Origin of the sequence: Enterococcus sp. C57 (assembly GCF_040887305.1) — a bacterium.
Classification (GTDB): domain Bacteria; phylum Bacillota; class Bacilli; order Lactobacillales; family Enterococcaceae; genus Enterococcus_B; species Enterococcus_B hirae.
In genome coordinates this window covers 1-241 of the sequence record NZ_JBFOFP010000038.1, presented here as the reverse complement: position 1 = coordinate 241, position 241 = coordinate 1, and the positions used below count along the sequence as shown (strand labels likewise).

Here is a 241-nt window from a genome sequence, read left to right as displayed (position 1 = left end):
GCTATCTATGATGGCCGAATTTATTGTTAACAGTAGCCTTGATAAAGTCTCTCAACGCAATGTAGTTGATGTGATTTTTATTACTAAAGAAGATAAAAAGGACCTTATCAAAATAATGAAAGAAAAAACAGCGTTGCTGAACAGGGCACACGGAACTTCACAAGAACCAGCTAAAACAAACCTAAACTCAACAAATCAAGTTTCATTGAGTGAAAGACTAAATAATTCAGATTTAAAACCA

General features: G+C 33.2%; 1 pseudogene. It reads left to right on the top strand.

Features of this window, described 5'->3' with window-relative positions:
• Positions 1-241: pseudogene (locus AB5M32_RS13720) on the top strand (hypothetical protein); the annotation flags it as partial.